The sequence below is a fragment of the Thermodesulfobacteriota bacterium genome (assembly GCA_030583865.1).
Classification (GTDB): Bacteria; Desulfobacterota; GWC2-55-46; order GWC2-55-46; family GWC2-55-46; genus UBA5799.
Genome location: CP129479.1, coordinates 907795 through 933812 on the forward strand (window position 1 = coordinate 907795; position 26018 = coordinate 933812).

General features: G+C 58.3%; 26 protein-coding genes. 9 read left to right on the plus strand and 17 right to left on the minus strand.

What is annotated here, in order from left to right:
- Nucleotides 1-143 precede the first annotated feature (143 nt).
- From hypE to QY316_04255, 7 genes are all read right to left on the minus strand, one after another.
- Nucleotides 144-1163: a hydrogenase expression/formation protein HypE gene (gene hypE, locus QY316_04225; GenBank protein ID WKZ33616.1), complete on the minus strand. Its 1020-nt coding sequence runs from the start codon at nt 1161-1163 to the stop codon at nt 144-146.
- On the minus strand, nt 1160-2251 hold the full coding sequence (hypD, locus tag QY316_04230; GenBank protein ID WKZ33617.1) for a hydrogenase formation protein HypD: 1092 nt from the start codon (nt 2249-2251) through the stop codon (nt 1160-1162). The genes hypE and hypD overlap by 4 nt, the downstream gene beginning before the upstream one ends.
- On the minus strand, nt 2248-2463 hold the full coding sequence (locus tag QY316_04235) for a HypC/HybG/HupF family hydrogenase formation chaperone (protein WKZ33618.1): 216 nt from the start codon (nt 2461-2463) through the stop codon (nt 2248-2250). Before QY316_04235 ends, hypD begins: the two co-directional genes overlap by 4 nt.
- A 6-nt stretch (nt 2464-2469) precedes the next feature.
- Nucleotides 2470-4740 (minus strand): carbamoyltransferase HypF, encoded by a 2271-nt coding sequence (gene hypF, locus QY316_04240; GenBank protein ID WKZ33619.1) that lies wholly within the window; start codon nt 4738-4740, stop codon nt 2470-2472.
- A gap of 158 nt (nt 4741-4898) precedes the next feature.
- A complete protein-coding gene (gene hypB, locus QY316_04245; protein WKZ33620.1) occupies nt 4899-5561 on the minus strand; it encodes a hydrogenase nickel incorporation protein HypB in 663 nt (220 codons plus the stop codon).
- A 74-nt stretch (nt 5562-5635) separates the two neighbouring features.
- Nucleotides 5636-5968 carry a hydrogenase maturation nickel metallochaperone HypA gene (locus tag QY316_04250; protein ID WKZ34073.1) on the minus strand — a complete coding sequence of 111 codons (333 nt, stop codon included), beginning with the start codon at nt 5966-5968 and terminating at the stop codon, nt 5636-5638.
- A 69-nt stretch (nt 5969-6037) separates the two neighbouring features.
- Entirely contained in the window at nt 6038-6559 is a 522-nt protein-coding gene (locus QY316_04255) for a HyaD/HybD family hydrogenase maturation endopeptidase (GenBank protein WKZ33621.1), read from the minus strand.
- 404 nt (nt 6560-6963) lie between these two features.
- On the opposite strand from QY316_04255, the gene QY316_04260 reads away from it, so the two are divergent.
- The 4 genes from QY316_04260 to QY316_04275 all read left to right on the plus strand — a co-directional run bounded on the left by QY316_04260 (nt 6964) and on the right by QY316_04275 (nt 11725).
- Nucleotides 6964-8742, plus strand: coding sequence for a cytochrome ubiquinol oxidase subunit I (locus tag QY316_04260; protein WKZ33622.1), 1779 nt, complete (start codon nt 6964-6966; stop codon nt 8740-8742).
- Nucleotides 8735-9256: a hypothetical protein gene (locus QY316_04265; protein ID WKZ33623.1), complete on the plus strand. Its 522-nt coding sequence runs from the start codon at nt 8735-8737 to the stop codon at nt 9254-9256. Before QY316_04260 ends, QY316_04265 begins: the two co-directional genes overlap by 8 nt.
- On the plus strand, nt 9253-10002 hold the full coding sequence (locus QY316_04270; GenBank protein ID WKZ33624.1) for a cytochrome c: 750 nt from the start codon (nt 9253-9255) through the stop codon (nt 10000-10002). Before QY316_04265 ends, QY316_04270 begins: the two co-directional genes overlap by 4 nt.
- A 217-nt stretch (nt 10003-10219) precedes the next feature.
- Complete coding sequence (locus tag QY316_04275) at nt 10220-11725, plus strand: ethylbenzene dehydrogenase-related protein (GenBank protein ID WKZ33625.1); 1506 nt, start codon at nt 10220-10222, stop codon at nt 11723-11725.
- A gap of 178 nt (nt 11726-11903) precedes the next feature.
- Here the strand turns inward: QY316_04275 and QY316_04280 are convergent, their stop codons facing one another.
- The 6 genes from QY316_04280 to QY316_04305 all read right to left on the minus strand — a co-directional run bounded on the left by QY316_04280 (nt 11904) and on the right by QY316_04305 (nt 17807).
- Nucleotides 11904-12077, minus strand: a complete 174-nt coding sequence (locus QY316_04280; GenBank protein WKZ33626.1) for a hypothetical protein — start codon at nt 12075-12077, stop codon at nt 11904-11906.
- Nucleotides 12078-12103: 26 nt separating this feature from the next.
- Nucleotides 12104-13315: a radical SAM protein gene (locus QY316_04285; GenBank protein WKZ33627.1), complete on the minus strand. Its 1212-nt coding sequence runs from the start codon at nt 13313-13315 to the stop codon at nt 12104-12106.
- Complete coding sequence (locus QY316_04290) at nt 13312-14487, minus strand: universal stress protein (GenBank protein ID WKZ33628.1); 1176 nt, start codon at nt 14485-14487, stop codon at nt 13312-13314. The genes QY316_04285 and QY316_04290 overlap by 4 nt, the downstream gene beginning before the upstream one ends.
- A gap of 336 nt (nt 14488-14823) precedes the next feature.
- Nucleotides 14824-15507 (minus strand): carbonic anhydrase, encoded by a 684-nt coding sequence (locus tag QY316_04295; GenBank protein ID WKZ33629.1) that lies wholly within the window; start codon nt 15505-15507, stop codon nt 14824-14826.
- A 75-nt stretch (nt 15508-15582) separates the two neighbouring features.
- The gene (locus tag QY316_04300) at nt 15583-16839 is read right to left on the minus strand and encodes an endonuclease Q family protein (protein WKZ33630.1); all 1257 of its coding nucleotides are present in this window, start codon (nt 16837-16839) and stop codon (nt 15583-15585) included.
- Between the two features lie 197 nt (nt 16840-17036).
- Nucleotides 17037-17807 (minus strand): enoyl-ACP reductase, encoded by a 771-nt coding sequence (locus tag QY316_04305; protein ID WKZ33631.1) that lies wholly within the window; start codon nt 17805-17807, stop codon nt 17037-17039.
- Between the two features lie 168 nt (nt 17808-17975).
- On the opposite strand from QY316_04305, the gene QY316_04310 reads away from it, so the two are divergent.
- The 3 genes from QY316_04310 to QY316_04320 all read left to right on the plus strand — a co-directional run bounded on the left by QY316_04310 (nt 17976) and on the right by QY316_04320 (nt 20194).
- Nucleotides 17976-18467, plus strand: a complete 492-nt coding sequence (locus tag QY316_04310) for a ferritin family protein (GenBank protein ID WKZ33632.1) — start codon at nt 17976-17978, stop codon at nt 18465-18467.
- A gap of 126 nt (nt 18468-18593) precedes the next feature.
- Nucleotides 18594-19589, plus strand: a complete 996-nt coding sequence (gene galT, locus QY316_04315; GenBank protein ID WKZ33633.1) for a galactose-1-phosphate uridylyltransferase — start codon at nt 18594-18596, stop codon at nt 19587-19589.
- A gap of 179 nt (nt 19590-19768) precedes the next feature.
- Nucleotides 19769-20194 carry an NUDIX hydrolase gene (locus QY316_04320; GenBank protein WKZ33634.1) on the plus strand — a complete coding sequence of 142 codons (426 nt, stop codon included), beginning with the start codon at nt 19769-19771 and terminating at the stop codon, nt 20192-20194.
- A 305-nt stretch (nt 20195-20499) separates the two neighbouring features.
- Here QY316_04320 and QY316_04325 read toward each other — a convergent pair whose 3' ends face one another.
- Entirely contained in the window at nt 20500-21156 is a 657-nt protein-coding gene (locus QY316_04325) for an outer membrane beta-barrel protein (GenBank protein WKZ33635.1), read from the minus strand.
- Between the two features lie 176 nt (nt 21157-21332).
- On the opposite strand from QY316_04325, the gene QY316_04330 reads away from it, so the two are divergent.
- Together QY316_04330 and QY316_04335 are read left to right on the plus strand one after the other, a co-directional pair.
- Complete coding sequence (locus QY316_04330; GenBank protein ID WKZ33636.1) at nt 21333-21770, plus strand: hypothetical protein; 438 nt, start codon at nt 21333-21335, stop codon at nt 21768-21770.
- A 132-nt stretch (nt 21771-21902) separates the two neighbouring features.
- Nucleotides 21903-22430, plus strand: a complete 528-nt coding sequence (locus QY316_04335) for a hypothetical protein (GenBank protein WKZ33637.1) — start codon at nt 21903-21905, stop codon at nt 22428-22430.
- A 216-nt stretch (nt 22431-22646) separates the two neighbouring features.
- Here QY316_04335 and gatB read toward each other — a convergent pair whose 3' ends face one another.
- Genes gatB through gatC form a run of 3 tightly spaced genes read right to left on the minus strand, consistent with a single transcriptional unit; the run spans nt 22647 to nt 25893 of the window.
- Nucleotides 22647-24086, minus strand: a complete 1440-nt coding sequence (gene gatB / locus QY316_04340; protein ID WKZ33638.1) for an Asp-tRNA(Asn)/Glu-tRNA(Gln) amidotransferase subunit GatB — start codon at nt 24084-24086, stop codon at nt 22647-22649.
- Nucleotides 24087-24116: 30 nt separating this feature from the next.
- Nucleotides 24117-25577 carry an Asp-tRNA(Asn)/Glu-tRNA(Gln) amidotransferase subunit GatA gene (gatA, locus tag QY316_04345; protein ID WKZ33639.1) on the minus strand — a complete coding sequence of 487 codons (1461 nt, stop codon included), beginning with the start codon at nt 25575-25577 and terminating at the stop codon, nt 24117-24119.
- A 28-nt stretch (nt 25578-25605) separates the two neighbouring features.
- Nucleotides 25606-25893 carry an Asp-tRNA(Asn)/Glu-tRNA(Gln) amidotransferase subunit GatC gene (gene gatC, locus QY316_04350; GenBank protein WKZ33640.1) on the minus strand — a complete coding sequence of 96 codons (288 nt, stop codon included), beginning with the start codon at nt 25891-25893 and terminating at the stop codon, nt 25606-25608.
- Nucleotides 25894-26018: the final 125 nt, after the last annotated feature.

Here is a 26018-nt window from a genome sequence, read left to right on the forward strand (position 1 = left end):
CCGGCCTTTCAAGGCCGGGGATGAATGGCCGCCCGTAGCGAAGCCAGCGTAAGCTGGCGTAGCTGAGGCAATATCGCCTCACGGTTTCCCGATACCCCGGCCTTCAGGCCGGGGAGAGGTTCATAGGTTGCCTTCAATTATGGTCAGCAGATCCTCGGTAGCTGCTCGCCCGAGAGCATGTCGAGTATCCTTCTATTCCCTATCGAGGTCTCGATAAGGACCCTGGCTTTCGGCCCTTCCTCGACAGTTCCAATGACGGCGGCGTCCCTGCCGTACCGGTGGGAGCGCATGGCGTCCAGGGCCGCGTCCGTCGATTCCTTCGAGACGACTGCAACGAGCTTCCCTTCGTTCGCGAGATAGAGCGGGTCGAAGCCGAGTATCTCGCAGGCCCCTCGCACAGCCTCCTTTACCGGGATGTCGTCCTCCCGCACAGATATCGAACGCCCCGACGACGCGGCGAACTCGTTAAGTACCGTCGCGAGCCCGCCTCTCGTGGGGTCGCGCATGGCCCTTACGCCCGAAGGGGCGGCTTCGAGAACGGCTTTCGCGAGGGTGTGGAGGGGCGCGCAGTCGCTCTCTACGGGCGTTTCCATCCGTATGCCTTCCCTGTGGGTGAGTATTGCGATGCCGTGGTCGCCCATTGTCCCGGAGACGATGACCGAGTCTCCGGGCTTTATACCGGAAGGCGCAAGGTCAAGGGAGCCGCTTATCCTCCCTATCCCCGCTGTATTGATGAAGAGCTTGTCTCCCTTGCCGCGCTCTACGACCTTGGTATCTCCCGTCACTATCATGACCCCTGCATCGAGAGCGGTCTTCGCCATCGAGGCGACGACCCTTTCGAGCTCGTCCATTGGTAGTCCTTCTTCGATAATAAACGAGGCGCTTAAATAAAGCGGCTCCGCGCCGCCCACGGCGAGGTCGTTTATGGTGCCGCAGACCGCGAGCTTCCCTATGTCGCCGCCGGGGAAGAAAATGGGCTTTACGACGTAGGAATCCGTCGTGAATGCGAGCCGTCCTGAAGGGGAGGCGAATACCGCCTGGTCGTTAAGCGGCGCAAGGAGCGGGTTGGTGAAGGCCTTTGCGAAGACGTCCTCCACGAGCCTCCTCGAGTGGCTTCCGCCGCTGCCGTGCGCAAGGAGTATGGTCTTTATGTCCTTCGTCATGCGGCCCTCCTGTACTTGAAGAAGGCCGCGCAGGTGCCTTCGGATGATACCATGCATGGGCCTATGGGGAACTCCGGCGTGCAGGCCTTCGCGAAGAGCGGGCAGGCGTCGGGCGTAATTAGCCCCTTCAGTACCGAGCCGCACTTGCAGCCCCTGGGCTCCGCATCCTCACCCGGAGGTATCGAGAACCTCTTCTCCGCGTCCATGTCCGCGAACTCGTCCCGTATCCTCAAGCCGCTGCCGGGTATGTTGCCGATGCCCCTCCAGAGGCTGTCCGCGGGCTCGAAGACGCTGCGCATTACCTCCTGGGCCTTCAGGTTCCCGTCCCAGGTGACCACGCGGTCATACTCTATCTCGATGTCCTTCCGCCCCTCTTCGAGCTGTCTTACGAGCATGTATATGCCCATTATGGCGTCTATGGGCTCGAACCCGGCGACCACGCAGGGCGAGCCGTATTCGGTCGCGAGGAAGCCGTAAGCGCCCGCGCCTATTATGGCCGTAACGTGCCCGGGGCAGATGAACCCGTCTATGTCTATCTCGCCCGTGTCCATAAGCGCCCGCATTGCCGGGGGAGTGAGCTTGTGGAGCGAAAGTACCGAGAAGTTCTTAAGGCCCTCCTCCCTTGCCGCGAGCATGGTCGCGGCTACCGTCGGGACGGTAGTCTCGAAACCGACCGCAAAGAGGACCACCTCGCGGCCAGTGTCCTCCCTTGCGATATCTAGAGCGCCGAGGGGCGAGTACACTACTCTTATGTCTCCACCCCGGGCCTTTTCCTCCTGGAGAGAGGAGGACGAGCCCGGCACCTTCATCATGTCCCCGAAGGTGGCTATGACGACGTCGCGGCGCGACCTGCTGAAGTCCAAAAGGCGGTTTACGTCCGCCGCGGATGTTACGCATACAGGGCAGCCGGGGCCGGATATGAGCCGTATGTTCGGAGGGAGCGCCTCCCTTACCCCGTACTTCGATATGGAGTGGGTGTGCGTGCCGCATATCTCCATTATGCTCACTTCCCTGCGTGATATCTCGCGGATCTTCCTCAGAAGCCCCTGCGCCTCTTCCCTTTTCCTGAATTCGTCAACGTATTTCATTTGCCCGCTATCTCCTTTATGAGGTCAAGCGTATCCCTGGCCTTGGCCTCGTCGACCTTTTCTATCGCAAAGCCCGCGTGGATTATGACGAAGTCTCCGGGCCGCGCCTCCTGCATGAGGCGCAGGTCAGCCTCTTTCATCGCGCCTGCCACATCGACCCTTGCGACGAAGCCGTTTATCTCTATTATTCTCCCCGGTATTCCAAGACACATATTCGTTTATCTCCCTTTAATAATTTCAATCGCGACAGCGGCCTGGCCGAGCGATATGCCGCCATCGTTTGCCGGGACGCGCTCCTGCCGGTATACCTCAAACCCCGCGGCCCGGAGCTTCCCTTCCGTAAGCTCCGAAAGGAGCCTGTTCTGGAAGACCCCGCCGCTCAGGACGACATCGTTTATGCCTGTCTCGCTCCTGAGGATTTCGGAAACCCTCAGGACCATCTCCGCTATTGTCGAGTGGAACCTGCCGGCCATCCTGCCCACGGGTATTCCTGAGTTAGCGTCTTTCACCATCGCCCTTATTAACGGCCGCGTGTCTATTGTAATCGGCCCTTCCCCTTCCAGCTCGAACTGATAGGCGTCTTCCCCTTCGGAGGCGATGCTCTCGAACTCTATCGCGGCCTCGGCCTCGAAGGTTATATCATCCCTTACCCCTGCAATCGAGGCCGCGGCGTCAAAGAGCCGCCCCATGCTCGACGTGAGAGGCGAGTTTACGCCCTTCTTTATCATCTCGGCGACGATCCCGGCTTTGCCGCCGATGCGCTCCTGGAAGCCCTTGAGCGCATCCATCGTGCCGCACGAATCGACAAGGCAGGATAGCGCCATCCGCCAGGGCTCTTTTGCCGCCGCATCGCCACCCGGGAGCCTCATGTAGCGGAGGTGCGCCGCCCTCTTGAAGTCTTTTCGTGTCGCTACAAGAAACTCGCCGCCCCAGATGTTGCCGTCCATCCCGAGGCCGGTGCCGTCGAAAGATATGCCTATTACGGGGCCGGAGAGCCCGTGCTCCGCCATTGCGCTCGCAATATGAGCATGGTGGTGCTGGACCGCTATGACCCTTTCATCGGGGATGCCGTGCTCTTTCGCGTACTCGACGGCAGACCTGGTGCTCAGGTAATCAGGGTGGAGGTCGTGGGCGACTACGGCCGGCTCGGCCCTGAAGGTATTCTTCAGGTTCCTGAGGGTCTCGCGGTAGAATTCGAGCGCCTCGATATTTTCGAGGTCGCCCATGTGCTGGCTCAATATCGCGTTCCTGCCTTTTGTAATGCAGAAAGTGTTCTTGAGGAGCGCGCCCGCCGCGAAGACCTCAACGGAACCGCCCCCCATGTCAATGGGCTCCGGCGCGAAGCCGCGCGCCCGCCTCAAAACCATCCTCCTTTTCCGCTCGACCCTCGCTATAGAATCGTCCACCCTCATGTAGATGTCCCTGTCATGCAGGAGGAAGTGGTCCGCGAGGCCTGATAGCTTTTTAAGGGCTTCACCGTTGGATATGACTATGGGCTCCTCAGAGAGATTGCCGCTCGTCATCACGAGGGCCTTGAGTCCCGAGGCCCGGAAGAGGAGGTGATGGAGCGGCGTATACGGAAGCATGATTCCGAAATGGCCGTTCCCGGGCGCGACCGCTTCGTCTATCCCGGAAGCGGTCTTTTTCTTCAGGAGCACTATGGGCCTTGTACGGTCAAGGAGCGCGCATTCCTCTTCAGGAGAGACCTCGCTTATGAGCTTCGCGGCATCCAGATCAGGGACCATGAGCGCGAAGGGCTTATTCGAGCGCCGCTTCCTTTCCCTGAGCCTCGAAACCGCAATGGGGTTCATGGCGTCGCAGGCCAGGTGGAAGCCGCCGAGCCCCTTTACCGCGACGATTGCGCCCTCTTTGAGGAGCTTCCCGGCTTCCTCAATAGCCGCGTAATTATTCTCGGCCCGGTTCCCGTGCATCCACGCAGAAGGCCCGCAGGCCGGACACGCGTTGGGCTGCGCGTGGAACCTCCTGTCAGCCGGGTCGTGATACTCTCTGGCGCAAGCCGGGCACATCTCAAAGCCGGCCATCGTGGTCTTCGGCCTGTCATAGGGTATGTCGAGTACGATAGAGTACCTCGGCCCGCAGTTCGTGCAGTTGATGAAGGGGTATAGGAAGCGCCTGTCCGATGGGTCGAGCATCTCTCTCAAGCAGTCAGGGCAGACTGCCATGTCCGGAGAGACGAGGACGGATTTGCCTGGTACAACCCTGCTCTCGCGTATGGTGAAGTCCTCGTACTCGGTCCCGTTTTCGAGCCGTTCTACCTTTATCGAATCTATCCGGGCAAGCGGGGGAGGGGACTCCCTTAGCTCGTCGATGAACGGGCCGATGGATGCGCCCTGCACCTCTATGACGACGCCCTCGGAGTCGTTAAGGCAATATCCCCTCAGGCTGTGCCTCGACGCGAGCCCGTAGACATAGGGGCGGAAACCAACGCCCTGCACTATGCCTGTTATCTGTATCCTTGCGCTTTCCATATCTTATCAGGCTGCTGAAAATGCCCAATCTGCTGTGTCGTCTTCAAAATTGGACACTCCGGCGTACAAAAAAGTACGCCTCATTCCTGATCTTTCGACTCCTTGCACCTTGAGCATTTTGAGCAGCCTGCGTATGATTTTTAGATTTTTGCAACCTGTTATCTCTTGCCTCTAACGGCCACGGCGAGAAATCCCGCCCATTCCGCGACCCCCGCGCCTGTCCTGCATGAGGTCTCGAATACCTTCAGATACGGGTTTACCTTGAGCGCGTTATCCCTGGCCATCTTGATGTCGAAATCCGTATGGGGCGCGAGGTCGGTCTTGTTTATTATGAGCACCTCGGAGGCGGCGAAGATTGCAGGGTATTTCAGGGGCTTGTCGTCCCCTTCGGCAGCGGACATGACCATGACCTTCATGTCCTCGCCGAGGTCGTACTCGGCGGGGCATACCATGTTCCCGACATTTTCGATAACCAGCAGCTCTATGCCGGTCTGCGCGAATACCCAGGGGAGCGCGTGGCTGACCTGGTGGGCGTCGAGGTGGCAGGCCCTGCCGGTGGTTATCTGGAGCGCCGGGATGCCGTGCCTCTCTATCCTCCTTGAATCGAAGTCGCCTTCGAGGTCGCCTTCCACTACCGCGAAGCCGATTCCGATAGCCTTCAGCTCCGCAGCCATCCGTTCTATGAGCGAGGTCTTTCCGGCTCCGGGCGCGCTTACCATATTAATGGCGTAGACGCCTTTCCCCGAGAGGGCCTTCCTGTTCCGGGCCGCTATCTCGTCGTTTCTCGCAAGTATCTTTTTCTCTATCAGTATCTCGTGCATATTCATGATTCCTTACGGGAAGCCCGGTCGCTTTCTGACTTTGATCTCCGGACACCCTGACGATAGCCAGGTGGTCAAACGCCTTCCATCGATACCAGGTCGAGCTCGTTACCCCCGGCTATTTCTATGGAGCTGCCGCCGCACCCGGCGCAGTTCCTCTCGAAAAGGGCCATCCTGAATACATTGCCGCAGTCCTTGCACCTGCCCCTGAGCGGAGCTTCTTCGATTTCAAGGGCCGCGCCCTCGAAGGGGGTGCCCTTTATGGACGCCTCGAAGCAGAACCTGAGGGCCTCCGGCTCAACGGCCGTAAGCTCGCCCACCCGTATACTGACGCTCCTTAGCTCCTTGAGCGCCGCCTTGTCCATCTCCGCCCTGACGGCATCGAGGAGGCTCCTCGTTATTGACATCTCGTGCACTTGCGAACCGCCCTATTAGAATCGACCGTGTTGTCCACGGGTAATCCGAAAATCCCCCTCTTATCCCCCTTTTTCAAAGGGGGAGGGTTTTTTCCTCTCCGCCTTGAAACCGAACCTCGAAAGCTCTTCCCTTACGGCCTCGGCAGCCTTGGGCACGGATTCAGCCGTCTCAGGGGTAAGCTCAAGGCCCGGAGTAATGTCCTTAGGGATTATCCCTATTATTACGAGCTCGGGGCTCAGGCCCTGGAATCTGGCTATTTCGATTAAGTCCCTGAGGCCGATCTGATGGGCGCTGGTCGACTTTAGCGCGGGCCATTTTGCGACCTCCTCCCCGGGTATCCGGATGACCTTCCCGGGAGGGCCGCTTGCTGCCACTGCGTCGACCACGATGATGTGAGAGTAGTCTTTTATATAAGAGAGAAGGCCCAGGCCCGAGGTGCCGCCGTCAAGGCAGTCGACGTCCGGGCCGAAGCCGTAGCGTTCAGAAAAATACTCTATCGCCCTTACCCCCAGGCCCTCGTCCCTCAGGAGCACGTTCCCTATCCCGAGCACAAGGGCCCTTTCACGTTTTGCATCATTCATTCGCAAAGAGGGGCATCAAAGAGGCCTGTATAATGGTATTTTATCAAAAAATGGCGGCCAGGCCAATCAATAAACTCTTGTAAATACAAGGAAATCCGGATTATAATCCCATCCGGGAAGGCTTCAGGAAAGGAAAAAAAGAAGGACGAGCCCGGCTATGACGATGAGGTTCACTGCCGCGCCGATGAATATCAGGATATCCGCGGCCCCGGCCTTTTCAAAAGCTCGTCCAAGCATCCCCATAGATTAATCCAAGGGCATTTTTTTGTCAAACCGCGAATTATGAAAACAGTACTCGCATTCATAGCGTCGGTCTTGGGTTTCGGCGCGCTCTTTCTTGTCCTTGACCTCCTCCTCTTCAATGCTCAGGGCCTGAGCTTATTCTTCAAAGGCTGAGGGGACTGATGCCGCTTCCGATGAACAAGGGCCCGATCAGAAGTTCCCTTTCAAGCCCGGCGCTCATCACGCTGATCCTTTTTCTTGCCTCGTCCGCGCTCTTTTCGTCCGAGGCGTCCGGTTCGGCGTATGCGCCCGCCCCTATTCTCGGTCCTGGCGACTACCCCTCGGTCAAGGGCTTGAGCCCGAGGCTCGCAGTATGGCTCGCCGCTCAGATGCACGTCTGGTTCGCGGCATTCGTCCTCGCGGTCCCGATATTCGTCGTGATACTCGAATTCATCGGGATGGTAAAGAAGGACGCCCGCTACGACAGGGTCGCCTACGAGTTCCTCAGGATCAGCACGACCGCGTTTTCGCTCACCGCCATAACCGGCGGCATGCTCCTTGCCGCGCTCATCGTGTTCTATCCGGGCCTCATGAAGTACCTCGCCTCGATCTTCGGCCCCACCGCGATCTTTTACGCGCTCTTTTTCCTCCTGGAAACAGCGGCCCTCTATACCTACTACTACGGCTGGAAGCGCATGGCCGAAGGCCGGTTGAAGCTCCTCCACCTTGCCGTGGGCCTCGGGCTGAACATCTCCGGGACCGGGCTAATGTTCGTGGCCAACGCATGGGTGACCTTCATGATGACGCCGTCGGGCGTGGACGCGGCCGGCGTATTCAGCGGCAATCTCTGGGAAGCGGTCAATAACCACCTCTGGAGCCCCATGAACCTCCACAGGTTCATAGCGAACATAGCCTACGGCGGCTCCATCGTCGGCGCGTACGCCGCGTACAGGTTCCTCGGCGCCTCAGGCGAGGAGGAGAGGGCGCACTACGACTGGATGGGCTACACCGCGAGCCTCATCGCCATAGGCGCGCTCCTGCCGCTTCCCTTCGCCGGGTACTGGCTCACTGCCGAAATCTACGCCTTCAGCCAGCAGATGGGCATAACGCTCATGGGAGGGGTCTTTGCGTGGCTGTTCATCATACAGGCCGTAATAATAGGCGCGCTATTCCTTGCCGCGAACTATTACCTGTGGTGCGGCTTCGGGAGGGGCGCCTACGGGGAGGCGTATCTCAAGTACGTAAAGTACATCGCCCTGGTCGTTGCAGCCTCTTTCCTCGTCTGGTTCACCCCTCATACGCTGATACTCACGCCGTCGGAGGCGCGCGCCATCGGCGGGCAATACCACCCGTATCTCGGGCCGCTGGGTCTCATGCCGGCCAAGAACACGGCCGTGAACATAATGCTCCTTTTCACGTTCCTTTCTTTTATCCTTTACAGGCGGGCCCACAGGAGGCCCGTCGCCGCATGGGTTAAATACGGAAACGCGCTCCAGGCAGGCCTCTTCACCGCCGCGGTGGCGAACATATCCTTCCTCGGGGTCTACTACGGCTATTTCACCAACACTGTATACAAGGTGGCCTCGTCGGTGCCGCAGGTGGCGACTACCCTTTTCGTAATCCTCGCCTGCCTTGTGATCGAATGGCTAATGGGCCGTGGCGGCAAAAGAGAGGATTTCAAATGGGGGCGCATGCCCGAGAGGAGCCAGTACGCGCTCATACTCATAGCCGTCTCGTTTACCTGGCTCATGGGGTTGATGGGGTTCGTCCGTTCGGCCATAAGGCAGCACTGGCACGTATATTCGGTAATGAAGGACGCGTCGGGAGAGGCGTTCACGCCTTCCATAGCGTACGCGGCAAAGGTTGTCTCGACGGGCACGATAATCTTTCTTGCCATCATCGTATTCATTTTCTGGCTCGGCGGCATGGGGCAGGGAAAGGAGGCCGGAAAAGATGAGTAGGTTCATAAAGGCCGCGGCCTTCAGCCTCTTTATCATCGGCCTCTATACCTTCTATTCGGTATTCGTGATACCGCCCATAAACCCCGGCGGTCCGCCATCCGAAAGCGCAGCCTCCGACGAGCCTGCCACGATCGAGGAGATCCTGGCCCTCGGCGAGGAGGTCTACAACGGAAAAGGGGCGTGCTCGCTCTGCCACACAAAGGATGGAGGCAGGGCCCCGGCGCTCGACGACTCGGCGCTGGTCGCGAAGGCCCGGCTTTCCACGCCGGGCTACTCCGGCAAGGCCGCGGACATCGAGAGCTACCTCTACGAGTCGCTCGTCGACCCTTCGGCCTATGTGGTTCCGGGCTACGGCGTAAGCGGCACCGAAGACCGCTTAAGCCCCATGCCCGGCGTGAGGGAAAGCTCGATAGGGCTGAACGAGACGGAAATACTGGCCGTGATAGCCTATCTCCAGAGCATCTCGGGGGTGGAGATAACGGTAGCGCTTCCGGGAGAGGGGAAAGGGGAATGAGGCTACTCAAGTTCATCCTCATAAACCTCTTCTTCTACGCGCTCCTCAAGATGCCAGGCCTCCTTGCCGGGAAGCCCATCCCGTCGAGCGTAATCACGATGTACATGTTTTTTATCATCGTGACGGTCCTGCTCGTCATGACCATCACGGACGAGGGCGCGGAAGATCTTTTCGCGCCGGCAAGGTCGCTTCTGGAGGACCCCTCAAAGGCGTTTGCCCGGAATGTCCTTTTTGCCGTTCTCCCCATAGTAGCCGCGCTCTCGGTTTATTATTTGGCCGCCGAGCCTGCCCCTCCGTTTGAGCTCCGTAGCGCGCACCCGGCCCCGCCAGGCGCGGTGCGCGCCTACGGGAAGGTCTATGAGCTTGACGGGCTTGAGAACCCGCTCCGGTCGATCGAGAAGGAAGACCCCGCCGCCTTTAAGGAGATGGTCCGCGAGGGCGGGGAGGTCTACTTCAGGAACTGCCTTTTCTGCCACGGCGCCAAGCTCGACGGCAGGGGGCATTACGCCCACGCAATGGACCCGCTCCCAATGCCCTTCACGGGGAGCGATACCATCGCGCAGCTAAAGGAGTCCTACCTTTTCTGGAGGATCGTAAAGGGCGGGCCCGGACTGCCGAGGGAGGGCGGCCCGAACATATCATCAATGCCCGCGTGGGAGGATGAGCTTACGGAAGAGGAGGTCTGGAAGGTGATACTCTTCCTTTACGATTACACCGGGAACAGGCCCAGGAGCTGGAAGGACTGAGATGGCGCTCCCGAAACGCTATTTAACTGTATTACTGGTCGATTCGCGAGGTGTCATTCTGAGCGGAGCGAAAAATCTCGCGGCGATAATGGAATCGGCGAGCGCTGAGATTCTTCGGTCGCTACGCTCCCTCGGAATGACAGGAAAACGCGCGGGAAAACCGCCATATTGTATGAAGCCAGTCCGCGCAATACTGATTCTATACACGGCTATTTTTTTGCCCGCTATAGCGGCCCAGTCCGCTTCGGCCTCGGACGGCGGCCCGGAAAAGGGCAGGGCTATCTACGAGAAGCGCTGCTCCTGGTGCCACGGCATCGATGGCGCGGGCGACGGCCCGGCAGCCGAATTCCTCAACCCGCCCCCGAGGGACCTTACGTTCGGCCTGTACAAGTGGAAGTCCACCCCTTTCGACGAATACTCCCCCTCGGACGAGGACTTTGAAAAGATGATCGCCGGAGACGGTTCTCATGCAGGCATATCCGGCTGGGACGGCATGAGCGGGACCTCGATGCCCGGATGGAAGGATGTGATGGGTCCTGAAGGGATACGGCACATGGCCGCCTACATGAGGTCGCTTTCAGGGCTTGGCAAGGCCGAGATGCCGGCTATAAGCCTTGCCGGAAAGATACGGCCAGGCCCGGAGAGCATCGAGCGGGGCCGCGTACTCTTCAAGGACAGGTGCGCCGAGTGCCACGGCCTTGACGGGAGGGGCGACGGCACGAAGAAGCTCCGTGACGATTGGGGCGCAAGGACCTGGCCCAGGGACCTCACAAAGGGATGGACCTTCAGGGCAGGGAGCGGCCCCGAGGACGTCTACACGCGGGTGACGGTCGGCATACCGGGCACCCAGATGCCGAGCTTCGCGGACCCGTCTTCAAAAAAGGCGATGACCGAGGAAGAGAGGTGGGACGTTGCCAATTACGCCGCCTCCCTTGACGAGCCTTCGCGAAGGCCCGTCCCGGAAACGGTGGTAAAGGCCTTAAAGGTGGAGGGGGGCCTTCCCCTCACGCACTCGGACAAATTGTGGGATTCCGCGCCCGAGGCCAACTACTTCCTTTTTCCGCAGATAATAGCCGGGGAGAAGGCCTTTACGCCTTCGCTTGACTCGATTTCAGTAAAGGCCGCACATAACGGCAATGAGATCGCCTTCCTGCTCGAATGGAACGACCCGACGAATTCGATGCCGTGGGACCCTAAAGCCGTCGAGGTCGCCGACGGCCCGCTCTTTCCGGACGGCGCGGCTATCCAGTTCCCCGCCGGCGAGGTCAAGGGCGGACGGCCGTACTTCGGCATGGGCGACGGCAGGAAGCCGGTCGAGATATGGCATTGGAGGAGCCCAGAGGACCAGTCGGGTAAAGAGGCCTTCGGGGTGCTGGAGGCAAAGGGCTTCGAGCGCATATCCCGGAAAACTGTTTCCGAAAAAGCGGGCTTCGAGGCCAGTGGCGTATACGAAAACGGCAGGTGGCGCGTCGTCTTTAAAGGCCCGCTAAATTATGAAAACGGCCCGGCCTTCGAAGAGGGCGCTTTCACGCCCATTGCCTTCGCCCTGTGGGACGGCTCCAACGGCGACGAAAAGGGAAAGCACGTCATGACCGGATGGGAATGGGCGAAGCTCGAAAAAGAAGCACCCGGCCCCTCATACATGTGGCCGCTCGCAGTGGGCGGCTTCGCCCTCGCAGCCGAGTTGCTCTGGCTCTTCCTAAGGAAGGGCATGAAGGATTGAAGGGGCTGGATACTGCTGGGGGAACCTTTCTGTAGAAAGTACCCCCTTCAAAGACTTTTAGTTCCTGGGAGAACCCCCTTATTAGGGGGTTCTCCCAGGAAGAACTGAAAGTTTTTTGGAGAGAGCCTGAGAGAACCTTTTTTACAAAAAAGGTTCTCTCAGGAAGTTATCCGGCCCTTCAGCCTTTTTGCCCTTTTCGGGAGCCGAAGGCGATGAGGGCCGCGCCTGCGGCGGCCATTGCGATGTAGAAGGGGTCGAGGGGTGAGGCGGCCCTTGCGTTTAGGAGGATGTTCACGAGGCCGAGCGAGACGAGGGCCGCGCCGATGAACCTGGGCGCGGCGCTTTTTTTCATGCCATTTCGGTTTCCGTTAGCCCCGGTCATCTGCCTGCCTTTTCCCGGAGCTCTTTCATGAGCTCAGGGGTGATCAGCTTTATTCCCTTATGCGAGGCGTATCGTTCGAGCCCCTTTTTTATCGTTGGCCTTATGAAGGCAGGCACGTTCTTGAGCCTTTCCTCGGCATCCGGGCTCCATGCGGGCGGGGCGCTTGTCTCTTTTTTAACGCCCTTCGGCTCGTGCATGCACCAGGGGTCTTCGGCCATAAGGTCGCCCCTTGTGGCAAGGGCCCTTGCCCTGCAGCCGCCGCATGAGTCCGAATATTCGCATTCCGCGCACCTGCCCTTGTAGACGGGGCTCCGCAGCGTCTTGAATGCCGCGTCGTTTTCCCATATCTCCAAAAGGGGCTTTTCCCTGAGGCTCGGCGAGCCTTCGCTTACAGGTATGTAGGGGCAGGGGGTTACAAAGCCCTCGGGTGAAATCCTCAGATACCCCCTGCCGGCTATGCAGCCGCTTGTGCCGCCTTTAAGGAGAGCGCTTTCGGGGTCGGATTCGCCTGCCGCCCGGACCAGGTGCGGGGCGCACCGCGCCCTGACCATTATCCTTCCCCTGTATTCCTTTTCTTTGGCGGCAATGGAGCCGAGCGCGGATTCGTACTCGGCAGGGGTGAGGTCGGTCGTCTTCTGGCCGCGCCCGGTGCAGACGAGGAAAAAGAAGTTTACCGCCCTTGCCCCCGTCTTTTCTGCGAACTCGACAAAAACCGGGATCTCATTCACGTTTTCCTTTGCGAGCGTGAACTGGAGCTGGAAGGGTAGTGAAGACCCGGACAATGCCTCTATGCCCTTTAATGTCCTTGCCCATGCGCCTTCGACACCGCGGATGCGGTCGTGGAGCGCGGGCGTAAGCGAATCGAGGCTTACCCCCGCGCCCTGCACGCCTGAGCCGAGGAGCTTCTTTATCGTTTCGCCAGTAAGAAGCGTCCCGTTCGTGCCTATGACAGGGGAGAGGCCGAGTTCCGATGCGCGGCCTGCAAGCAGGAATATGTCTTCCCGGAGTAGCGGCTCGCCGCCGGTCAGGACGAGCATGCAGCCGGGCGAGAGGTTTCCTATCTGGCCGATATAGGAGAGGGCTTCATCCGTGGGGACGGCGTCGGCCCCGGAGAGCTCGCAGGCGTCGAGATAGCAATGGCCGCAAGAGAGGTTGCACCTTTTCGTTACGTTCCATGAGACGAGGAAGGGGGGTGCGACGAGGCTCATCCTTCGATATTCTTTCTGACCTTACGCATGAATTCAGGCGTTATCTCCGCCACAGCCTCTTTCCGCGCGGCGTCCTCGACCATGTTCTTCACGATGCCGCTTGCGAACTTCGGTATGCGCGAGAGGATCTCCAGGGCGTCTTTTGTCCATGCCGGGGCGTCTTTCGGGGCAACGGGCACGGGTGCGGACTCTCTCGCCGAGACGAGCACGTGGCAGGGGACTTCCCTCAGGCAGTTCTCGGCGGTCGAGCCTATGTCCAGGCCTTCGACCGCGTGCGCGCCGGTCCTCCCGAGGACGAGCAGGAACGGCCTGGCCTTTCGCGCGTATTTGATTATCTCGTCCGAGGCCTTCCCGGAAAGGAGGGCCGTTTTTATTTTTTTCCCTTTTGAGGCCGCCAACCTTTCGGCGGCCTCAAGGTGGCCCCTGTAGATGCGGGCCAGGCCCTTGTCTATTATCTCGTCATGGAGCCTTTCCTGCTCCCTGAACCTGAAGAGCCTTCCGGCCTCTTCGGTAAGGATGCCTGCGATCGAACGGAACGCCGCCTGGTGGAACACGGGGTCAAAGGCGCTAATTGCCTCCACTTCGAAGCCGAATACGTCCGATAGTTCCAGCGCGGTAAGGAGGCCGCCGAAAGAGGCAGGGCTTCCGTCTATGGCGGCTATTATGCCGCGCCCGTCCCCGACTCGCTCCTGCGAGACGAGGACGTCTTTCCGGACCCTCCGGACGACCCTCTCGCAAACGCTCCCGATCCTGCTCGTGCCGGTCCTCCCGAGGCCCATAAGTCCCATTACGACGAGGTCGTAATCGGCTTCGCCGGCCTCCTTGACTATTTCCTCGAAGTTTTTCCCTTCCCTGCTTACGCCTCCGGCATCAAGACCCGAGCATTTTGCCCTGGCCTGGAAGACGGCCATGTACGAGTCGGATATTATCTCGAGGCCCCTGGTTATGAGCGTGTCATGGACCTCGCGCGTGTTCTTGAGAGCGTCCTCTTTCCTGTAGGCCTCGGGCAGCCCGTCCTCCATCTCGATAAAGCGGGAATTGTGGAGCCTGGCCGCGTAAACGTGGCATCCGGCAAGGCGGGCATCCGATGAGCGCGCAAGCGCAATCGCCAGGTCGGCCCCGGCATTGGCGTGGTCGGAATTATCAAGGCAGACGAGTATATTACGGTACATACGCCCATATTTTATCCCAACCGCGCTCCGGTGAAAAGGTTTTAATTCCCAAGTGGAAGGCTTATCAAGAGAGGATAAGGACGAACTCGACGAGGGGCGTAGAAGGCCTCCTCGACCGTGAAAGTCACGGGGTAGGAGGCCTTGAAATAATCCATTTCCTTAGGGTAGCGGCAGGAACCGTCCCGATGAGAGGGCCGTGCAGGCCGCCATTATGGTTGTACGGAGCGGCCTGAATGTTTTTCGCCGGCCTGTGCAGCTTGCCCTGTTCACATGAGTATAGCCGAGGAGTGCGTGGCGGCAAAGGGGCCTGAAAATCGATGCAAGGGTGAGCGGCGCTCAGGGCATATCCTTGCATTCCTCCTCGCCGGAGCACGGCGCGCCGTATTCCTCGCACTTGCATTCTACCTTCTCATAGGCCCCGGTCTCTTCGTTATAGGCGTGGACGATACCGGCGCCTATCCCATAATACCACCCGTGGAGCCTTAACTTGCCGTCCTTCAGGGCCCGGGCCACGAGCGGGTAGGTCTTGAGGTTTTCGAGCTGCTGGATTACGTGCTTCTTGGCCGTCATCTCCATCTTCGAGGCGTACGAAGGGTCGTTGCTGTGCTTCAATACATAATCCTTCACGCCTGAGGCGCTCTTTATCCATTCCTGCAGGTTGTCCATGCAGGCCAGTTCCTTTTCGTCGCACCAGAGGGCGTTCAAGGCCCCGCAGTCCGAGTGGCCGCATACGACGATGTCGGTTATCTGTAGCTTTATGAGGGCGAACTCTATGGCGGCTGCCGTGCAGGTTTTCTTTGTGGCGCCGTCGTTCGGCGGCACCATGTTCCCCACGTTCTTGATGACGAAGAGGTCGCCGGGCTTGCTTTGGGTCAGGAGGTTAGGGTCCACGCGCGCGTCCGAGCACGCGATGAAGAGGATGTCAGGGGACTGCCCCTTCCCAATTTTCCTGAAGAGGTCCTGTTCCTGCTTGTAGAAGGTCTGCTGAAACTTGCGGATGCCTTTGTAGAGCCTGTCCATGGTAACCTCCCTGCCTGGAACCTGGTTTGAGCGCAGGGCTCTTGTGCAAACGGCCCTTTTCGACGCGCTAAGGGATCAGAAGAGGGACGGATGGTGCTCCGCGTCCTTCTCTTCCGTGGCCTTGTGGCCGAAGATGCTGATGCGCCCGAACTCCCCATCGAAGCCGGGGGTTATGGAAATTTCGCCCTCCCTTACTTTCATTATGGCTGAGGCGACCCTGTCTCCGGCGGCCTCCCGTATCTCGCTCTCTCCCATGTCCAGAAGGTAGCTGAACTCGGGAGCCAGCGCCGTAAGCCTCCTGTATTCGCGCTGCACTTTCTGGCTACCTACCCCTGCCCCGATGGACTCGGACAGTACCTCCTCCAGCGGCACGAGGCGCCTTGCCGGTATGGCGTTCTCCGGCCGCGCTCCCTCCGGCCTGTCGGCAAGCTCCTCGACCCTTGAGAGAACCCCTACTGTAAGGGGCTTGGCGCAGGAGGGGCAGACGCCTGAAAGGGCCTTTGTCTCAGCGGGCTTGAAGCTAACGCCGCAGGCCCTGTGGCCGTCCGAGTGGTACTTGCCTTCCTCGGGGAAGAACTCCACGGTGAAGAGGAACCTCGACTTGTCCTTTTTTACAAGGATATCCCTTATTTCAAAATAGTCCATAGGGCAGTCGAAGACGTTCGCCTCCCTGCCGAGCTTGGATGGGGAGTGGGCGTCCGAGTTGGATATCAGGGCTATACGGTCGAGGGCCGAGACCCTCCAGTTCATCTCCGGGTCCGAGGAGAGCCCTGTCTCCATGGCGTGTATGTGCCTCGAATATTCCCCGAAGCATTCCTCGATGGAGTCGAAGCCCGATTTCGAGCCGAAGATGGAGAACCAGGGCGTCCACGCGTGCGCAGGCACGAGCATCGCCTCTGGCGAGGCGTCGAAAACGATCTTCGCGAGGTCTTTTGCCGAAAAGCCGAAAATCGGCCTGCCGTCCGAGCTTATGTTGCCCAGGGACTTGAACGCGGCGTTCATCTTCCTGGCCGCCTCAATGCTCGGAGAGAAGATGAGGCTGTGTACCTTCCTGGTCCGTCCGCCCTGCGAGAAGATATTGGATACTTCCGCGGTAAGCATGAAATGGACACGGTCTTCGCCCGGCTTCCCCTTGAGCGCGAAAAGGCCGGTCCCGGCCGGTTCGAGCTTATCCTCTATGGAGGCGAAATGGGCCGGGTGGGTGAAGTCGCCGGTGCCCACAAGACCTATACCCTTGAGCTTCGCCCAGGACGCAACTGATTCGAGGGACATCTCCCTGCTCGTGGCCCTCGAATATTTGCTGTGTATGTGCAGGTCGGCTATGATGCGCATGGCTTCTTGTCCGGTCGGGTGCGGTCTCCGGGCCCAAAGCCCCTAACAGGTTTCTTTAAAAGCCCAATCTGCTTTGTCGTCTTCAAAATTCGTCACTGCGGCGTACAAAAAAGTACGCCGCAGTCCTAATTTCTCGGCTCCCCGCATCTCGGACTTTTTAAGCAGCCAGTACATGGTCTTGAGTTTTCAGCAAGCTGCTAAATCCCCATTATGCTGTAGCCCGAGTCCACATGGATTATCTCTCCGGTTACTCCGCTTGAGAGGTCCGAAAGGAGGTACAGGGCCGTGCCCGCCACGTCCGCCTGGGTCACGTTCCTCTTCATAGGGGCCTTGGCCTCTACGACGTCGAGTATCTGCTTGAAGCCGGATATCCCCGCGGCGGCCAGGGTCTTTATGGGTCCCGCGGAAATGGTGTTCACCCTTATGCCGCGCGGCCCGAGGTCGGCGGCAAGGTAGCGGGAGCTCGCCTCGAGCGCCGCCTTGGCAACGCCCATTACGTTATAGTTCGCGACGACCTTTTCGCTTCCGTAATAGCTGAGGCTCACGATGGACCCGGGCCTGCCTTCCATGAGGGGGGCGGCTGCCCTGGCGAGCGCTACGAGTGAGAAGGCGCTTACGTCGAGCGCGAGCCTGAAGCCGTCCCTCGACGTAGCAAGGAATTCGCCCTTGAGCTCCTCCTTTTTGGCGAAGGCGACCGAATGGACCAAGGCGTCAAGCCCGCCCCAGGCGCTGCGGATGGTCTGGAATACGGACTCTATCTGCTTGTCGTCGGTTACGTCGCAAGGGAGAATGAGCTTCGAGCCGAGCGTTTCGGCGAGCGGCCTGACCCTCGATTCGAGCGCCTCCCCGGCATACGTGAAAGCGAGCTCCATCCCCTCCCTTTTGAGGGCCTCGGCTATTGCCCAGGCTATGCTCCTCTCGTTGGCGACCCCGAATATCAAACCTTTTCTGCCGTCGAGCAAACCCATATGGGCACCCCCCTTGAATGGTAGGCCGCAGTGAGCCGGGGTTAATCGGCTTGGAAAAGCGGCATAATTTCTTATCATTAAACCGCCCGTCCTTTCAACAGTTTTCGTTTGCCCGGAAGGGGCAAGTACGATAAACTCATTACAGAGCGACCCAAGGAGGTACCTCCCATGTTCGAGCATATCGAGGAAAAAGAAGCTGTAAAGACGGCCGCCCTGATAGAGGTGAACGGCTACATGTTCTACAAGCTCCTCGCCGAGAAAACGGCGAACAGGGAGGCGAAGGCCATTTTGAAAAAGCTCGCCGATGACGAGAAGAGGCACCTTAAGATCATAGAGACGAAGTTCTTCCCGGAGGCCGGGTTCAGGGACCAGATAACGGAAGAGGAGATAGAGATAGAGGACTATATCGAAAAAGAGGGCAGGGCCGAGATGTTCACAAGGCGCATAAACGTCGACGAGCTCGTGCGTTCGCTCGACGACCCCAGGAAGGCGCTCCTCCTTGCCCTCGAGACCGAAAAGCACTCGGTCCGTTATTTCGACAGCCTCGCGGCCTTCTCTGAGACCGAGGAGGGAAAGCGCATGTACAGCGAACTCGCGGACGAGGAGAGGTCCCACGTGAGCCAGATAGAGGCCATGCTCGCCAATGGCTCCGGGATTTGAAAAAACCGAAACCAACCATTCGATGCGGGGCTGGATGACGCTTTCCTTAACTCGTTTCCGGCAGTCCCGCTTCATCCAATACAGGCTACCTGTCCTAAAAAACCAGTTTTCTGATATAATGCATCCATGCCCGAGCTGAGATTCAACGTGGTTACCAGGGAGTGGGTAATCATCGCCACCGAGCGCGCAAAGCGCCCCAAGGACTTCAGCAACAACAAGGAGGCCCGCTCAAGTCCTGAACGCCTGCCGACCTGCCCTTTCTGCCCTGGAAACGAGCACAAGACGCCGGCCGAGCGGTTCAGGGTCCCTGAAGGCGACGGCTGGAGGATACGCGTGGTCGCGAATAAGTTCCCGGCCCTTAATCCCGAGGGAGAGAAAAAACGGCTCGGGAACGGCCTCAGGACCGCGGTCACCGGAGTCGGCGTCCACGAGGTGATAATTGAAACGCCAGTGCATAACCTCCATACGGGCCTGCAGGACGTCGGCAATATAGAGGAGCTCATAAGGGTATACATGGCCCGCTTCGTGGAGGCGAACAGGGACCCCAGGGTAGAGCACGCCATCATATTCAAGAACCACGGAGAGGGGGCAGGCACCTCCCTCAACCATCCCCATTCGCAGCTCATAGCAACCCCGGTCGTACCGGTCCAGTTCAGGGACAGGGTCCAGGCGGCGCTACATTATTTCGACGATACGGGCGAGTGCCTTATATGCTCGGTCCTCAAGAAGGAGCTGCAGGACGGCTCAAGGACAATATACGAAACAGCTCATTTTCTTACGTTCATCCCTTACGCGGCCCTGTCGCCCTTCCACACCTGGATATTCCCCAAGAGGCACTCGGCCTCTTTCAGCTCGCTTACCGGCGAGGAGGCGAGCGACCTTGCCGCGCACCTCAAGAACATCCTCTCCAGGTTCCATTACGGGCTCTCCGACCCGGACTATAATTACGTGATAAGGTCCTCGCGACCCAAAGACGCGGTTAACGAGTATTGCCACTGGTACCTGAGCATCATTCCGAGGCTCTCCACCGCAGCCGGTTTCGAGATGGGGAGCGGCATGTTCATCAACACGAGCCTGCCCGAAAAGAACGCAGAGTACCTGAGGTCTGTAAGGCCTGAATAGTAGTCAGCCTGCAGGCTGCTGAAAAAGCCCAATCTGCCGGGTCGCTTTCAAAGTTAGACACTCCGGCGTACAGAAAAAGTACGCCCGTTCCTCATTTTTAGACTCCTTGCGTCTTGAGCTTTTTGAGCAGCCTTAATGTGATTTTGAGTTTTTCGGCAACCTGATAAAAGGAGGGCCTCATGCCGGAGTACAGGAACCCGCTCCCGACGGTAGACGTCATAATCGAGTCCGGCGGCGGCATAGTGCTTATAGAAAGGAAGAACGCCCCGGAAGGATGGGCCCTGCCCGGAGGGTTCGTTGATTACGGGGAGTCTCTCGAGGACGCGGCGATAAGAGAGGCCAGGGAGGAGACCTCGCTCGAGGTGACGCTGAGATGCCAGCTCCATGCCTACTCGGACCCGGCCAGGGACCCCCGGAAGCATACGCTCTCGGTGGTCTTCGTGGCGGCAGGAAAAGGCGTCCTTGAGGCCAGGGACGACGCGAAGGCGGCCGGCGTATTTACGGAGGAGACCCTGCCCGGCCCGCTTGTGTTCGACCACGCGAGGATAATCGGAGACTACTTCAGGTGGAAAAGGGAGGGGTGGAAGGCTTTAGGCTATCTCTAAAATAGTTATTTTTCCTGAGTCTCTGTGTCAGGGCTGAAATAGAAATGCTCACATGTTCCCATATATGCTGCGCTTTTATTTCCGCCATTCCTTAGACCTCAGAAAAACTCCTGATTTTTAGAGGCACCCTTTAGAATATCAAGCCCTCCATTTACGGTTTATTATTCACTCCTTACCCGTCCATGACATTGGGGGGATGCCGGAGGGTGAAGAGATAATCGCCTCCCGCCTGATTAACATCCGGGGAGGGATGGTCAAAAAAAAACCCCGCTGCTTGCGGCGGGGTTTTTTCATTGCCGGAAAAATCAGAAGCTGTAGGAGATGCCGCCGTATATCTGGCTTGCCTCGTAGTCGACGTCGAAATTGAGGTCGCCTCCGAATGAGAAGTCGGCCCTGGCGTACTTGTATTCCCCGAATATTGAAAAATTGGTTATGACCGGGAAATCCACGCCGGCGAGGAGATGCCATCCGAGGGTGTGGTCGGAATCACCTGAAAAGGTGTTTGATACTCCGAAGACAGGTGTGGCGAGGGTCCCGTTCGATATCCTCCCGAAGTACCAGCCGAGGCCGATGCCGGCATAAGGGCGCAGCGCCGGCTGCGTATAGCGCGCGATAGCGTTCACCGAGGCGGAAAGGACCCTCACGTCCGCGTCCATCGCCGCCCTTACTCCCCCTGCGCCCAACTCGTCCGTGTCGGGGAAATGCGCGTTAAGGTCGACCTGGAGCCCGAAGATGGAACTCGGGTCGCGGAACCATCCGCCTTTGACCCCGACCGACGGGCCAACCTCGAACTCCATCCTGCCCGCCTGCCCGCCGCCCTCTACATCAGCTTTGTGCGGGATCGCCGCCCCCAGGTAGGCCTGGATGTAATTCTCCGCCCTCGAATCCGTCGAAAGCCCAAGTACCGCAGCGGCCAGAATGAAAGAGTAGAATATCCTTTTCACCGCAGTCTCCTTTCTCACTATGAAGGTTTCTCCTGTATGTTCTTCAGTTTATAGCGGAAACCCCGGTTGTCAAATCAGGAAGAAGGTGTTTTGACCTGCCGGGGAACTGGCTGTATGATTTGATATGGGTGGAACCTGACGGAGCGCGGTCTTTCCTGAGCAATGCAGGTAAGCCGCGGGAAAGGATTCGGGCCATGAGAAAGAGCCTTGTCGCGATAGCGGTCATTCAGTTTTTCCTGGCGGCCTACACCTTCGCGTACCAGCCGAAGTTTTTCATGGATCTGGAAAACATAAGCGGCGGAGAAGGCTACGGCAGGTTGGAGGCGGAAAGGATGAAGTTCATGCCAGGGCTGAGGAGCATCGGGATCGACTTCTTCAGGTTGAGGCCGGATACGGTCTATTCGGTATGGCTCGTGAACGAGCGCGGAGAGAGGGCCCCGGCAGGAGTGGACAGGAGCCATTTCAGGACCGATGGCAGCGGAAAGGGGAGGTTCGTCACCACCACCTACGACGACCAGCTCTCCCGCTGGAGGTATATTGAAGTCTACTCGCATCCCGGCGGCGACCCGGCGAATACGCGGGACATGGTGGCGGAACTGAGGGGCGACCTGGTTTACGGGAGGCGGTCGTAAAGCGAGGAATTATAATGGCTATTTGTTTTTTCTTTTACTTATTGAAATAAATCCAGCCTAATGCTAAATTGTGAGTGCTTGTGATTTATTTTGTGATGTATGTTGTTTAAAATTTTCAATAAGGAGAAGTTTATGAAGTCACTGCTGAAATTTTCGCTACAGCTATCAACGCTGTTCTTCGTGGTCATGCTTTTCTATGGGTGTGCTTCAATTATAGGTAAAGGTTCCCCGCAGGTCGTAACCATCAATTCAAATCCATCTGACGCCAATTTGAAAATAGAAGACAGCAGGACCGGTTCAACAATTTACGCAGGTAAGACTCCCTATACGGCGACGCTTACCAGAGGGGCTGGGTATTTCAAGTCCGCCAGATACGATATCGTTCTAGAGAAGGACGGATACCAGACCAGGCAATTTATTATCCAAGGATCTCCAAATGGCTGGTACATAGGAGGGAACTTTATTTTCGGCGGTCTTATAGGATGGCTCATTGTGGACCCGCTTACCGGGGCCATGTGGACCCTAAGCCCTGCTTTCATCAACGCAGATCTCGGCACAAAATCATCTTTAATCAAAACAGGAGATGGCTTGGTTATCGTCATGAAGAGCGAGGTACCGGAAGAACTTCACGATAAACTGGTTCCGGTTGCTGAAAAATAATACTAAGGAAGCTCTGATTAATTCTCGTTTCTTGTCATTCTGAGGGAGCGTAGCGACCGAAGAATCTCGTAACTTGCTGATTTCTCAATTACGAGATTCTTCGCTACGCTCAGAATGACATACGTTTGCGAATCAATCAGAGATTCCCTAAGAAAGAAAAAGAGGGGCAGTTAAAACTGCCCCTCTTTTAAATTTCCAGCAGCATATGAAATCGTTTCAGCCCCCGAGCTTCTCCTTCAGGAGCTTGTTTATGACCTGCGGATTTGCCTTGCCGCGGGTGGCCTTCATTGCCTCGCCCACGAAGAAACCGAAGAGGGCGGTCTTTCCTGACCTGTAGCGCTCGACATTCTCCGGGTTTGCCGCGATTATGCCGTCTACTATCGCGGCGAGCTCAGCCTCGCCAGATATCTGCGTGAGGCCCTTTGCCTTGACTATCTCCTCCGGGGTATTCCCTGACCGGTACATCTCCTCAAAGACCTCTTTGGCTATCTTCCCGCTTATCTCGCCGGCCTTGACCATGCCCATGACCTTCGCGAGGCCCCTGGGGCTTACCGGGCATTCCCTTACTTCGCGGTTGTCCTCCTTCAAGAGCCGGAGGAGCTCGCCCATTATCCAGTTGGATGAGGCCTTAGGCTCGTCCGTCTCCTTTACCACCTCTTCATAGTATGCGGCGAGGTCTTTTGAAGACGTAAGGACCCCGGCGTCGTAGGCGGGGATGCCGTACTCTGTTACGAAGCGCTCCCTTTTGGCCTGCGGAAGCTCCGGGAGAGTAGAGCGCACCTCCTCGACCATTTCATCCTCCACGATAAGCGGAAGGAGGTCGGGCTCCGGGAAGTACCTGTAGTCGTGCGCTTCTTCCTTCGAGCGCATCGAGACCGTAATGCCCTTTGCCGAATCGAAGAGGCGCGTCTCCTGGGCGACCTTGCCGCCGGACTCCACGAGGTCTATCTGGCGCGCAATCTCGTAATCTATCGCCTCCTTCACGAACTTGAAGGAGTTCATGTTCTTAAGCTCCGCCTTTGTGCCGAGCTTGGATGAGCCCGCGAGCCGGATGGAGACGTTCGCGTCGCAGCGGAAGCTCCCTTCCTCCATGTTGCCGCTGCATATCTCGAGATAGACGAGGATGTCCCTCAATGCCTTGAGATAGGCCTGGGCCTCGTCGGAGGCGCGCATGTCGGGCTCGCTCACTATCTCTATAAGCGGCACGCCCGTGCGGTTCAGGTCCACGAAGCTGAAGGCTTCGTCTTCGGGCCCCTCGCCGTGGAGGAGCTTCCCGGCGTCCTCCTCCATGTGGATGCGGGTTATGCCTATCCGCTTCCTTCCGCCGTCGAGGTCGATATCGAGCCAGCCGCGCTCGGCAAGAGGCTCGGTATACTGGGATATCTGGTAGCCTTTTGGGAGGTCGGGGTAGAAGTAGTTCTTGCGGGCGAATACGCTCCGGCTATTCACCTTGCAGTTTGTGGCAAGGGCCATCCTGACCGCGTACTCGACGGCCTTCCTGTTCATGACCGGCAGCACGCCGGGGAGGCCGAGGCATATCGGGTCTACCTGCGTATTCGGCTCGGCTCCGAATTTCGTCGAGCAGCCGCAGAAGAGCTTGGAATCAGTCAAGAGCTGGGCGTGGACTTCAAGCCCTATTACAGCTTCGTATTTCATTTCTGTTCCTTTTTCGGTTTTATGGCAGCCTTATATGTTGGGCCTTCTCTTGTGCCACTCCGTCGCTTCTTCGTACGACCATGCCGCCCGGAGAACGGTCTCCTCGTCCAGATATCTTCCGAGTATCTGAAGCCCCACCGGGAGCCCGTCTTTCGTAAGCCCGCACGGGAGCGATATGCCGGGGATGCCAGCGAGGTTGCACGATATTGTGAATATGTCCGAGAGGTACATGGTAAGCGGGTCTTCGAGCTTCTCGCCAATCCTGAAGGCCGGCGTGGGCGCGGTGGGGGTGGCTATGACGTCGCAGTATGAGAAGGCCTTTTCGAAGTCGTCCTTTATGAGAGTCCTCACCTGCGAGGCCTTTTTGTAATATGCGTCGTAATACCCGGCCGAGAGGGAATAGGTGCCGAGCATTATCCTCCTCTTGACCTCCGGGCCGAAACCCTCGTCCCTGGTCCTTTTGTACATGTCGAGAAGGCTGCCGGTCTCGTCCACCCGAAGGCCGTACTTTACGCCGTCGTAGCGTGCGAGGTTGCTCGACGCCTCCGCGGTTGCTACGAGATAGTAGACCGCCACCGCGTACTCGGTATGCGGCAGGCTTATCTCAACGAGCTCTGCGCCGAGCGCCTTGAGAGTTTCGAGCGCCTCCCTTACAGAGGCCTCGACCTCAGGGTCCATGCCCTCGATGAAATACTCCTTCGGTATGCCCACCCTGAGCCCCTTTACGCCGGACATGAGGCTTGCAGTGTAATCGGGCGCCGGCGCGTCTATCGAAGTCGAATCGAGCGGGTCGTGCCCGGCTATTGCATTGAGCATGATGGCCGCGTCCTTGACGCTTTTCGTTATCGGGCCTGCCTGGTCGAGTGACGAGGCGAAGGCGATCATGCCGAACCTCGACACCCTGCCGTAGGTGGGCTTCAGGCCCACGACGCCGCAGCACGACGCCGGCTGCCTTATCGAGCCGCCGGTATCCGTGCCGACTGAGGCCGCGCACTCGGAGGCCGCGACCGCCGCCGCTGAGCCGCCCGAGCTTCCGCCGGGCACGCGGTCAAGCGCCCAGGGGTTGAGCGTTTTCTTGAAGGCGGAGTTTTCGGTGGAGGAGCCCATAGCGAACTCGTCCATGTTGTTCTTGCCGAGTATGACCGCGCCCGCGTCCTTGAGCTTCCTTACGACGGTCGCGTCATAGGGCGGCACGAAGTTCTCGAGTATCCTCGATGAGCAGGTCGTCCTTATGCCCCTGGTGCAGAATATGTCCTTTACGGCTATGGGGACGCCGGTAAGCGGGGTGACGTCCTCGCCCTTCTGGATGCGCGAGTCGGCTTCGGAAGCGGCCTTGAGCGCCTCTTCAGGCGTGACGGTAACGAACGCGGAGACCCGCCCCTCGACTTTGCCGATCCTTTCGAGATACGCCCGGGTCGCTTCAGTAGAGGAAAGCTCCTTTTTGCCGAGCTTCTCCGAAAGTGCGCGTATATCCAATGAGGTTATATCCAATTCCTTCTCTCCGTTGCCTGTTTGATTGTCATTCGATAATTTGAGGGACCTTGAAGCAGCCCCTTTCGGATGAGGGCGCGTTCCTCAGCGCCTCTTCGCTGGTAAGCGACTGGAGCACGCGGTCCTCCCTGAACGCGGTCCTCGGTGGAACGGTGTGGGTGGTGGGCTCAACGCCTTTGGTGTCGAGCTCCGAGAGCTTCACCACGTAGCCCAGGATGCGCTTTAGCTGCACCGTGTAAAGCTCCTTCTCCTTATCGGTTAGCGCGAGCCGCGCAAGCTCGGCCACGTGCAGCACGTCCTTTTCGGTTATCGACATGCGGGCATTCTCCTCGGGGTTTCCTTGAAATGGTTACTTAACACACAAGAGGAGATGTTGCAAGCCCGTTGCAGGAGCCGCCGAGGTGTTTTGAAAAAAAACTTAAAGAAAATCGTGTTGACAGC